General features: G+C 70.6%; 8 protein-coding genes. 5 read left to right on the top strand and 3 right to left on the bottom strand.

The features are described from left to right. The 3 genes from ACTHJJ_RS12055 to ACTHJJ_RS12045 form a co-directional block, all read left to right on the top strand. On the top strand, window positions 1–708 hold a 708-nt coding region (locus tag ACTHJJ_RS12055), incomplete at its 5' end, for an ABC transporter permease (protein ID WP_440303186.1). Between the two features lie 124 nt (window positions 709–832). Beyond that, window positions 833–1,765: a glycine betaine ABC transporter substrate-binding protein gene (locus ACTHJJ_RS12050; RefSeq protein WP_440303185.1), complete on the top strand. Its 933-nt coding sequence runs from the start codon at window positions 833–835 to the stop codon at window positions 1,763–1,765. A 55-nt stretch (window positions 1,766–1,820) separates the two neighbouring features. Then, complete coding sequence (locus ACTHJJ_RS12045; RefSeq protein ID WP_440303184.1) at window positions 1,821–2,435, top strand: ASCH domain-containing protein; 615 nt, start codon at window positions 1,821–1,823, stop codon at window positions 2,433–2,435. Here the strand turns inward: ACTHJJ_RS12045 and ACTHJJ_RS12040 are convergent. Then, the gene (locus ACTHJJ_RS12040) at window positions 2,428–4,416 is read right to left on the bottom strand and encodes a S9 family peptidase (protein WP_440303183.1); all 1,989 of its coding nucleotides are present in this window, start codon (window positions 4,414–4,416) and stop codon (window positions 2,428–2,430) included. The genes ACTHJJ_RS12045 and ACTHJJ_RS12040 overlap by 8 nt on opposite strands. Before the next feature lie 50 nt (window positions 4,417–4,466). On the opposite strand from ACTHJJ_RS12040, the gene ACTHJJ_RS12035 reads away from it, so the two are divergent. After that, window positions 4,467–4,973 carry a PH domain-containing protein gene (locus ACTHJJ_RS12035; protein WP_440303182.1) on the top strand — a complete coding sequence of 169 codons (507 nt, stop codon included), beginning with the start codon at window positions 4,467–4,469 and terminating at the stop codon, window positions 4,971–4,973. Beyond that, window positions 4,970–6,601, top strand: a complete 1,632-nt coding sequence (locus ACTHJJ_RS12030; protein WP_440303181.1) for a PH domain-containing protein — start codon at window positions 4,970–4,972, stop codon at window positions 6,599–6,601. Before ACTHJJ_RS12035 ends, ACTHJJ_RS12030 begins: the two co-directional genes overlap by 4 nt. Here ACTHJJ_RS12030 and ACTHJJ_RS12025 read toward each other — a convergent pair. Together ACTHJJ_RS12025 and ACTHJJ_RS12020 are read right to left on the bottom strand one after the other, a co-directional pair. Beyond that, the gene (locus tag ACTHJJ_RS12025) at window positions 6,598–7,569 is read right to left on the bottom strand and encodes a cupredoxin domain-containing protein (protein ID WP_440303180.1); all 972 of its coding nucleotides are present in this window, start codon (window positions 7,567–7,569) and stop codon (window positions 6,598–6,600) included. The two genes, ACTHJJ_RS12030 and ACTHJJ_RS12025, sit on opposite strands and share 4 nt — an antisense overlap. Before the next feature lie 303 nt (window positions 7,570–7,872). After that, on the bottom strand, window positions 7,873–9,801 hold the full coding sequence (locus tag ACTHJJ_RS12020) for a BCCT family transporter (protein WP_440303179.1): 1,929 nt from the start codon (window positions 9,799–9,801) through the stop codon (window positions 7,873–7,875). Window positions 9,802–10,085: the final 284 nt, after the last annotated feature.

Here is a 10,085-nt window from a genome sequence, read left to right as displayed (position 1 = left end):
CTGGCCGTCGTCCTCGCGCTCATCGCCTGGGCGGCGAGCAGCTGGAAGCTCGGCCTCGGCACCCTCGTCGGGATGGTGCTCATCGTCACCATGGACATGTGGGACGAGGCGATGGACACCCTCTCGCTCGTCATCGTCTGCAGCGTCGTCGCGATGCTCTTCGCGCTGCCGATCGGCATCGGGGCCGCCCGCTCGGCGCGCGTCGCCCGGGTCGTCCGCCCGGTCCTCGACTTCATGCAGACCCTGCCGGTCTTCGTCTACCTCATCCCCGCCGTGCTCCTCTTCGGCATCGGCGTCGTGCCGGGCATGGTCGCGACGATCGTCTTCGCCATGCCCCCCGGCGTGCGCCTCACCGAGCTCGGCATCCGCCAGGTCGACGGCGAGATGGTCGAGGCCGGGCACGCGTTCGGCGCGCGGCCGCGCAGCATCCTGACCGGCATCCAGGTGCCGCTCGCGATGCCGACCATCATGGCCGGCGTCAACCAGGTCATCATGCTCGCCCTGTCGATGGTCGTCGTGGCCGGCATGGTCGGCGCCGGTGGCCTGGGTGCCCTCGTCTACCAGGGCATCACGACCATGGACATGCCCCTCGGCTTCGAGGGCGGGATCGCGGTGGTCATCCTGGCGATGTTCCTCGACCGCATGACCGCCGGGCTGGCCGGGCGCTCCCCCGTCGCGCGGGTCGCCAAGGCATCCGCCCGCGCCTGAGCCCCGGCACGGCGCGGCCCGGCCACCCGTATGCCGCGCCCGACTGAGCCGTCACCGGCATACGGCGTGCCCATCCGAACCATCCAGCGCGCCCCCGCGCAGGCAACCCAGGAGAGGTAGTTTCATGATGCGAACAACACGGCTGGCCCGCACGGTCACCGCGGGATCCGCTGCGATCCTCGCAGTCGGTCTCGTGGCCGCCTGCGGCAAGAGCCAGCAGGTCGGCTCGACCTCGGGCGACGCCGGCAGCGGCAAGTCCTCGGCGAAGACCCTCACCATCCCGATCGCGGCCGGCTGGGACGAGGACAAGGTCGTCAGCCACCTGTGGAAGCACGTCCTGGAGCAGAAGGGCTACACCGTCAAGGTCCCTGACATGGACATCGGTGTCATCTTCACCGGCATCTCCAAGGGCAAGAACAGCAACATCGACGTCTTCTTCGACACGTGGCTGCCCACTACCCACCAGAAGTACTGGGAGAAGGTCGGCAAGCAGGTCGAGGACCTCGGGACCTGGTACGACCAGGCGACCCTCAATCTCGCGGTGCCGACCTACATGGAGGACGTCAACTCGATCGCGGACCTCAAGGGCAAGGCGAACGAGCTCGACGGGACGATCACCGGGATCGACCCCGGCGCCGGCCTGACCGACGTGACCAAGAACAAGGCGATGCCGGCGTACGGCCTCGACGACTTCAAGCTGCAGACCTCGTCCACGGCGGCCATGCTCGCGGCGCTCAAGAAGGCGACCGACGCGAAGAAGCCGATCGTCGTCACCCTGTGGCACCCGCACTGGGCCTACAGCGCCTACCCCCTCAAGGACCTCAAGGACCCCGAGGGCGCGATGGGCGGGGCCGAGGAGATCCACACGATCGCCCGGCAGGGTTTCAGCGAGGACTTCCCGGAGGTCGCCAAGGCGATGTCGAACTTCAAGCTCGCCGACGACAAGCTGGCCGACCTCGAGAAGGTCGTCCTGCAGGACCACAAGGAAGACCCCGAGGCCGGCATCGAGGCCTGGGCCAAGGACAACAAGGACGTCGTCGACGCGATGATGCCCTGACGGCTCCCACTCGGCATCGCCCCACCGTGCGCACTCGCTCTGCGACGATGGGGCGATGCTGCTCTCCAAGCCGGTCGCGGAGGGGATCCGCGCGGGGAGGATCACCCAGGCCTTCCGACGATGGGACAGCCCCCGCGTCAAGGTCGGCGGCACCCAGCTCACCTCCGCCGGGCTGGTCCGCTTCGACGCGTGCACCGAGGTGACCGACCTCGACCGGCTCACCGAACGTGACGCGGAGCAGGCCGGCGTCAAGGACCTCGCCGCGCTCCGGAAGGCGCTCGAGCCGAGCAGCCGCAAGCCCAGCCCTCGCGGCGGCCGCGGCGGGGACCGGATCTTCCGGGTCACCCTGTCGTGGGCCGGCGAGGACCCGCGCACCGCCTTGCGGGAGAGCCTCCCCGATGACGGCGAGCTCCGGGACATCGAGCGCCGACTGGCCCGCCTCGACGCCCGACCGACAGGGCCGTGGACCCGGGACATCCTCGAGTGGATCCGTGACAACCCGCGGGTCGTCTCGAAGGAGCTCGCCGCGCTCCGGGACGTCGAGCTGCTGCCGATGAAGGCGGACATCCGCAAGCTCAAGGCGCTCGGCCTGACGATCAGCCACGACGTCGGCTACGAGCTGTCCCCGCGCGGCGCGGCATACCTCACCTGGCTGGCCGCCCTCAGGTGAGGTGCTCGGTGAAGAAGTCGAGGATGATCTCGGCACGCTGCCGGCGGTGGACCGGAGAGCCGCTGCGCGACAGCTCGTGGCTCTCGCCGGGGAAGCGGTAGAACGTCACGTCCTTGCCGAGCAGGCGCATCGCGACGAAGAGCTCCTCGGCCTGGTTGATCGGGCACCGGTAGTCCTCCTCGCTGTGGACGATGAGGACCGGGACCTCGATGTCGCGCACGTGGCGGATCGGTGAGAGCGAGACGTAGGCCTCGGGGTCGTCGAGGTGGTTCACGCCCATCTCGACCTTGAAGGAGGTCGAGACGTCGCTCGTGAACTCCTCGGTCAGGAAGTTGTTCACGGCCCGCTCGCTGCAGATCGCCTTGAACCGGGTGCCGGTCGTGCCGGCGAGGTGGGTCGCCATCCAGCCGCCGTAGCTGCCGCCCTGCATGCCGACACGGTCCGGGTCGCAGAACGGGTAGCGCTCGAGGGCGGCGTCGACGACCGCGAGGACGTCGTCGGCGTCGACGCTGCCCCAGCCGGTGCCGGGCGTCGTCGGGTGCTTCGGGCCCGCGATGGACTGGCTCCACCAGTCCTCCCGGCCGGAACCGCCGCGCGGGTTGCACATGAGCACGACGAAGCCGGCCGCCGCCTGGTACTGCGCCTCGTCGAACAGCGTCTCGCCGTACTGCGTGAAGGGCCCGCCGTGGACGTTGAGGACGACGGGGTGGCGCTCGGACTCGTCGAGGTCGGCCGGCCGCATGATCCACGCGTCGATCTCCCCCGAGCCGTCCGCGGTGGGGACGGTGAACTTCTCCCAGCCGACGGGGTGGGCCGCCTCGGCATACCGGTCGCCGAAGTCGGTGAGGCGGCGCAGCGCCCCCGAGGCCTCGATGACGTGCAGGTCGGCGGGCCGGTCCACGGCGCTGACGCAGGCGACGACCGAGCCGCCCCGCGCGTCGAAGGCCGCGACGGTGATGGGCCCGTCGGTGACCCGCTCCGGGTCGCTGCCGTCCGTGTGGAGACGGTAGAGGTGCGTCTCGCCCCGGTCCTCACCGGTCGTGAGGAGCGTGGCGTCGTCGACCCAGTGCGGCTCCTGAGTGCCGGCCGTCGCCGTGAAGGTCCGGTCGAGGCCGCGGGAGATCCAGCGGTGCCCGTCACCGTCGAGGGCGATGATGCCGACGTGCTGGTTGCCGATCCGCATCGGGTCGTCCTGGCCGAGGAACGCCACGGTCGTGCCGTCGGGCGAGACGCGGGGGTCGCCGTAGTTGCCCGTCTGGTGGGTCAGCTCACGGATCTCGCCGTCGAGGGGGACGACGAACAAGTCGGTGGCGAGGTCGAGGTCCCATGTCTCGTGCCGGGCCCCCGACGTGACGACCCCGCTCGAGTCCGCCAGCCAGGCGAGGCCGTCGTACTCATGCGTGCCCGGGGTGAGGTCGCGCGGGCCGGTCGTGCCGTCGGCCGGGACGACGTGGACGTGGGTCGGCCGGTCGAAGGTCCAGTCCTCGTCGTTGAGGCGGGTGAAGAAGGTCTCGATCTTGCGGGGCGGCTGCCAGCTGACGTCCTTCGCGTCATACCGCTCGTCGCGCACGCGGGAGAGGAAGCCGAGCCAGCGCCCGTCCGGGCTCCAGCGGACCTGGCCGATGCCCTCCTTCATCGTCGCGATCGTGCGGGTCTCGCCGCCGTCGACGGGCAGGACGTGGAGGGTCGCCTCGCCCTTCTTCTCGCCCCGTCGTGAGACGAAGGCGAGCTCGCGGCCGTCCGGGCTCCACTCCGGGCCCGTGTCGTGCTCGCCCCCGGACACGGGCCGGGGGCGGGTGCTCCCGTCGACCGGAGCCAGCCAGACGCGGCTCAGCCGGGTGTTCTGGTCGAACGAGGTCCACCGGACGACGAAGGCAACCTGCGTGCCGTCCGGAGAGAGGGCCGGGCTCGTCGCCTCGACGATCGACCCGATGATCCGTTGCGCGATGGTCGCGTGCTCGCTGAGCTCTGGCGTCGTCACGGATCCGACGCTAACGGGTTCTGGGTGCCCCGGTGTGAAACCGTGGGGGCGTGCACGTCCCTGACTCCGCCCACGAGCCTCTGCGTGAGCCCGCCAACCTCGTGTCCCGTCGCGCCGTCTCGATGTGGACCGTCGAGGCGCTCATCAGCCTCACCGTGCTGCTCGCCGGTCAGGTGGCGTGGTGGTGGCTCGACGCGGGCGACCCCGCTTGGCGCTGGCTCGTCGCCGCCCTGTGGCTCGTCCTGGGCGCCGTGTATGCCGTGGTCATGCCGCGCTGGCGGTACCGGGTGCACCGGTGGGAGGCCACGCCCGAGGCGATCTACACGCAGCGTGGCTGGTTCAACCAGGAGCGCCGCATCGCACCGGTGAGCCGGGTCCAGACGGTGGACCTGCACCGCGGTCCGCTTGCCCAGCTGTTCCGGCTCGCGTCCGTGACGGTGACCACCGCCTCGGCCGCCGGTCCCCTGCGGATCGAGGGCCTCGACGTCGCGGCGGCACGTGAGCTTGTCGACGTGCTGACGGCAGCAGCCGTCGCTGAGACCGGGGACGCGACATGACGTCGGAGGCCCCGGCCAGCGCGGAGGAGCCCGGCCCTCGGGACGAGATCCCACCGGCCGACGCGGTCGACGTGCCCGGCGCCGTCGCCGACTGGCGCCGCCTGGACCGGCGGATGCTGCTCGTCCACCCGTTCCAGACCCTGATCCGGGCCCTGCCCGCGCTGCTCGCCCTGTTCCTCGCCCGGGCCGGCTCGAGCGACTCCGAGCGGTGGGAGCTGATCGCCCTGCCGCTCGTACTCGCCTACGGTGTCGCCCGCTGGTTCACGACGCGGTACCGGATCGACGGTGAGCAGATCCAGCTGCAGCACGGGGTCATCACGAAGCAGACCACGACGGCACGGCTCGACAAGGTCCGGACGGTCGACCTGACCGCCCAGATCTGGCACCGGCTGCTCGGACTAGCGAAGGTCGAGATCTCGACGGCCGGCACCAAGGACCGCCTCGTCCTCGACGCCCTGAGCCTCACGGCGGGACGAGCCCTGCGCGCCGAGCTGCTGCACCGGGCCGCGGCGGAGGGCGCGCCGGTCGCCGCCCCGGCTCTCGTCGAGGTGCAGGACCGACCGGTCGACCCGTCCTGGCCGGCCCCCACCGGTGCCGCGATGTCGGGCACCGCAACGGCGCCCATCGCGGCGGAGGCACGGGACGAGGACCTGCTGCGCATGGACCCCGCGTGGGTGCGCTTCGCGCCCTTCACGATGAGCGGGTTCCTCTCCGCCGCAGCGCTGCTCGGGATCGGATCCCAGTTCGCGAACCAGTTCTCGAAGAACGGCCAGATCTATGAGTCCGCGTGGTCCTGGGCGGCCCAGCGCGGGCTCGTGGCCGCCCTGGTCCTCCTCGTCCTGGCCGTGACCGTCCTGGCGATGGGCGGTTACGTCCTGTCGTTCTGGGGCTTCCACCTGAGCCGCAACCGGCTCGGCAGCCTCCACGCACGACGAGGCCTGCTCACGACGCGGGAGACGAGCATCGACTCGACCCGGCTGCGCGGCGTCGAGATCGGCGAGCCCGCTGGGCTCCGCCTCGTCAGGGGCGCCCGGCTCAAGGCGGTCACGACGGGGCTCGGCCACGATGCGCGCGCCCGCTCGGACGTGCTGGCCCCGCCGGCACCCGCCGGTATCGTGCGCAACGTCGCGCTTGCCATCCTCGGCGACGCCGCCGCCGTGCGCGGCGAGCTGGTCGCCCACGGTGCCGCGGCCCGGCGCCGACGCCACGTCCGCGCGCTTGTGCCGAACAGCGTCCTCGCCATCACCCTGGGCATCCTCACCGGCGTGTTGCATTGGTGGACAGGGTGGTTCGTCGCCGCTTTGTTGCTCCTCCCACTCGGCTGGGCCCTCGCACGCAGCCGGTATGCCGCACTCGGCCATCGCGTGACCGATCGCCACGTCGTGGTGCGCTCGGGCGCGCTCGACCGCGACCGGGTGGTCCTCCAGCGCGACGGGATCGTGGGTTGGACGATCCGGGAGAGCTTCTTCCAGCGCCGCGCCGGAGTGGCCACCCTCGTCATGACGACCGGAGCCGGCCGCCAGCACTACGAGGCGATCGACGTGACCCCGGCGACGGCATACGGCGTCATCGCCGAGGTCCACCCGACTCTCGTCGAGGCGTTCGCCTCAGGTCGGCGCCCGGACTAGGGAATGACCCTCACGGACCCGACCATGCCCATACCGTCGTGGATGAGGCAGCGGTAGTCGTAGGTCCCGGCCTTGGTGAAGGTGACCTTGAACTTCGTCGTGGGGGCCACCACGACGCCCGAGCTGAGGGTGCCGCCCGAGTAGTGGTGCGGGTCACCGGTGGGCGGGAGCGGGTTCGCCGGATCGGGCCCGAAGGTCACCGTGTGCGGAACGGCGAAGCCGTTGCGACCCCAGTCGAAGGTCACCGACTGGCCGACGTGGACGGTCACGTGGGACCGGGTGAAGGCCATCACGAGCGCCGTGTTGTCCGAGGCACCGACGAAGACGTGGTGGTTCGTCGCGAGCATCCGCGCCTGTGCCCGGAGCAGGTTGCCGTCAGCGATCACCACCGCGCGGGCGAGCGCCGCCTGGATGTCGTACCACCGCTGGGTGTGCGGGTACGCCGTGCCGGCGGGCCGGACGTGGACGGTGCCCTTCATCATCGCGCCGTGGACGTAGCAGTAGTACGTGTAGGTGCCGACGCCGGTGAACTTCAGGTTGTAGGACGTGTAGAACGTCACGGGCAGCAGGTCGATGGCCATGGTGGCCATGACCCCCGAGTTGCGGAACTCGCCGGGCGCGCTGATCGTGTGCTGCGGCGTCCGCGTGGACATGTAGCCGAAGGACGGGGTGCCGGGGAAGAAGTCCCCGAGCGGGTGGGCGCTGTCGACGAAGGAGACCGTGTGCGGCTCCATCGACACGGATGTCCAGTGAACCGTGTCACCGACGTCGATCCAGATGTCGGTAGGGCCGTAGTTCATGCCCTGGATGAGATGGTTCCGAGACTCCGAACCGACCTGGACCGTCCACGTCGTGCCAGTCCAGGTGTGGGCGGAGGCCGACGCGGGCGCGAGGGCGGCTATCCCGACGCCCGCGCCGATCGCCAGCATGACTGCGAGGAGGGCCCGCAGCCAGCGAGATGGTTTCATGCTTCCTCCATGGGACGACCTGCCCCCCGAGCTCCTCGAGGGGCTCAGGTGCACCTGGGTCTGGTCGCGCGGCGCCGGGGCCAGCACGGAGGTACTCCAAAGGGGGAGCCTAGGGGGAACGCGCCAATTCCGTTGTACGACAGGTGAATCCCATGGTTCTGGCAGACTGGTCTCAGCACGAATCCTGACGTTTCGGCATTTGTCAGGGCAGATCGGGCACGCGCGACCGCACCATCCAGCGGCCGGCTGAGCGGCATACGTCCCTGGTCGCCCCTCCCGCCCGGCCGCTCCGGCGGCCGGCGCTCAGGCCGGCGCGCCTCCCGCTGGTGCGACGGCGACGTCCTCGGGCGCCTCGGCGGCGAGCTCGATGTCCTCGGTCGGCACCAGTTCGCCGACCCCTTCACCCGGCCGGGTCTCCTCGACAGACAGCGCGAAGTCGTCCCCGTGCTCGGTGACCCCGGCGACGACGGCCTGCTCGACGGCGGCGACGGCGTACTGGCGGCGCACGACCATGGGGTCGCGGGAGAGGTCGCGCACCAGGGCGATGGCGAGCCCGACCATGATGAACAGGAACGGCAGTGAGGCGACGATCGTGACGTTCTGCAAGCCGGAGAGGGCGTCCTCGCCGCCGATGAGGAGCATCGTCGCGGCGACCGCGCCGGTGGCGGCACCCCAGAAGATGACGATGGGCCGGGACGGCTTCAGCGTGCCGCGTTCGGACAGGGTCCCCATCACCATCGACGCAGAGTCGGCCCCCGAGACGAAGAAGATCGCGACCAGGACGACGACGATGACGGTCGTCACGGTCGTCCACGGCAGGTTGCCGAGCATCTCGAAGAATGCGCTCTCCGAGCTTGACGCGGCGGCGAGGTCGGTCCCGCTCCGCTGCATCATGATCGCGGTGCCGCCGAAGATGGCGAACCAGACCAGCGAGACCACCGTCGGCACGAGGAGCACCCCGACGACGAACTGGCGGATGGTGCGGCCGCGTGAGATGCGGGCGATGAACATGCCGACGAACGGCGTCCAGCTCACCCACCAGGCCCAGTAGAAGATGGTCCAGCTCTGCAGCCAGGCACGCATGTCGGGGCCACCGGCACCGTCGGTCCGGGCGGACATCATCGCGAAGTCCTGCAGGTAGGTGCCGAGCGTCGTCGGCAGCAGGTTGAGGATGAAGATGGTGGGCCCGACGACGAAGACGAACAGGGCGAGCACGACGGCGAGCACCATGTTGATGTTCGAGAGCCACTGGATGCCTCGGGCCACGCCGGAGACGGCGGAGAGGATGAAGCAGACCGTCAGCACGACGATGATGCCGACCAGCAAGGCGTTGCCGACCTTGCCCGTGCCCGCGACGATCTGCACCCCGGAGCCGATCTGCAGCGCGCCCAGCCCGAGCGAGGTGGCGGAGCCGAAGAGCGTGGCGAAGATCGCGAACACGTCGATGGCCTTGCCGGCCGGGCCCTGGGCCCGCCGGCCGAGGAGCGGCGTGAACGCCGAGCTGATCTGCAGGGTGCGGCCCTTGCGGAACACGCCGTACGCGATGGCGAGGCCCACGACTGCGTAGATGGCCCACGGGTGCAGGCCCCAGTGGAACATCGTGGTCGCCATCGCCGTCCGGACGGCGGCGGGGTTGCCCGCCTCGCCGGTGCCCGGCGGCGGGCTGACGTAGTGCGTCAACGGCTCGGTGACGCCGAAGAACATCAGGCCGATGCCCATGCCGGCCGAGAACATCATCGCGATCCAGGAGCTGGTCCGGAACTCCGGCGCCTCTCCGTCGCGGCCGAGCGGGATCCGGCCGTACTTGCCGAGGGCGAGCCACACGACGAAGAAGACGAAGGCCGACGCGGTGAGGGCGAAGAACCAGCCCATGTTGTGCACGACGAAGTCGAGACCACGGCTCGTCACGTCACCGAGCTGCTCGGTCGCGACCCCACCCCAGACGACGAAGCCGATGGCGATGGCGGCGGTGATCCCGAAGACGGTCCGGTCCAGCGCGGCGCGGCGACCGCTGCGCTCCGGCAGCCGGGGCGGCTCGAGCGCGGGGTGGAAGGCGTTGACGCGCCCCTCTCCCGCGTCGCGGCCGAGGGTGGCGGCCTGGCGCCGCAGGGTGCGGCGGCCTTCTCGCGATGCGGTCGCGCCGGTCGGGCTGGGCGCGCCCGGCGCGCCGGGCGCGGTCGGGCGCGAGGGGGTCGTGGGTGAGTGCTGCTGAGTGTGTGATGGCGGTTGCATGCGTCATGGCGGCGCGCGGGCGCCGCCAGCTCCTGTTCGTTACGTATCAGCTGTTTCGGGGGTCAACCATGCTGCAGACACGCCGGTGTGGGCAAATTGGACGACAGGAGCGGGAGGACGCTTGGGACGGAACGGAGCTCAGCGGCATACGTCTGCTTGTTGCTCGTGAACCACGTCGGAACGCGCGTGGGCCGGCCCCCCCAAAGGGAGCCGGCCCACCCCGATTAGATTTCCAAAAGGGTCGCCACAAGGACCCACGCGCCTCCCCACAACCGCAAGAGCTG

The sequence above is a fragment of the Intrasporangium sp. genome, assembly GCF_051961875.1.
Classification (GTDB): Bacteria; Actinomycetota; Actinomycetes; order Actinomycetales; family Dermatophilaceae; genus Intrasporangium_A.
Note: the sequence above shows the minus strand (reverse complement) of the source record. Positions and strands in the feature narration are given on the sequence as shown.

Bases quoted from the DNA above. Each gene is read 5' to 3' on its own strand.
- ACTHJJ_RS12025 (WP_440303180.1), bottom strand. From the start codon at position 7,569: ATGAAACCATCTCGCTGGCTGCGGGCCCTCCTCGCAGTCATGCTGGCG.
- ACTHJJ_RS12050 (WP_440303185.1), top strand. From the start codon at position 833: ATGATGCGAACAACACGGCTGGCCCGCACGGTCACCGCGGGATCCGCT.
- ACTHJJ_RS12045 (WP_440303184.1), top strand. From the start codon at position 1,821: ATGCTGCTCTCCAAGCCGGTCGCGGAGGGGATCCGCGCGGGGAGGATC.
- ACTHJJ_RS12030 (WP_440303181.1), top strand. From the start codon at position 4,970: ATGACGTCGGAGGCCCCGGCCAGCGCGGAGGAGCCCGGCCCTCGGGAC.
- ACTHJJ_RS12020 (WP_440303179.1), bottom strand. From the start codon at position 9,801: ATGCAACCGCCATCACACACTCAGCAGCACTCACCCACGACCCCCTCG.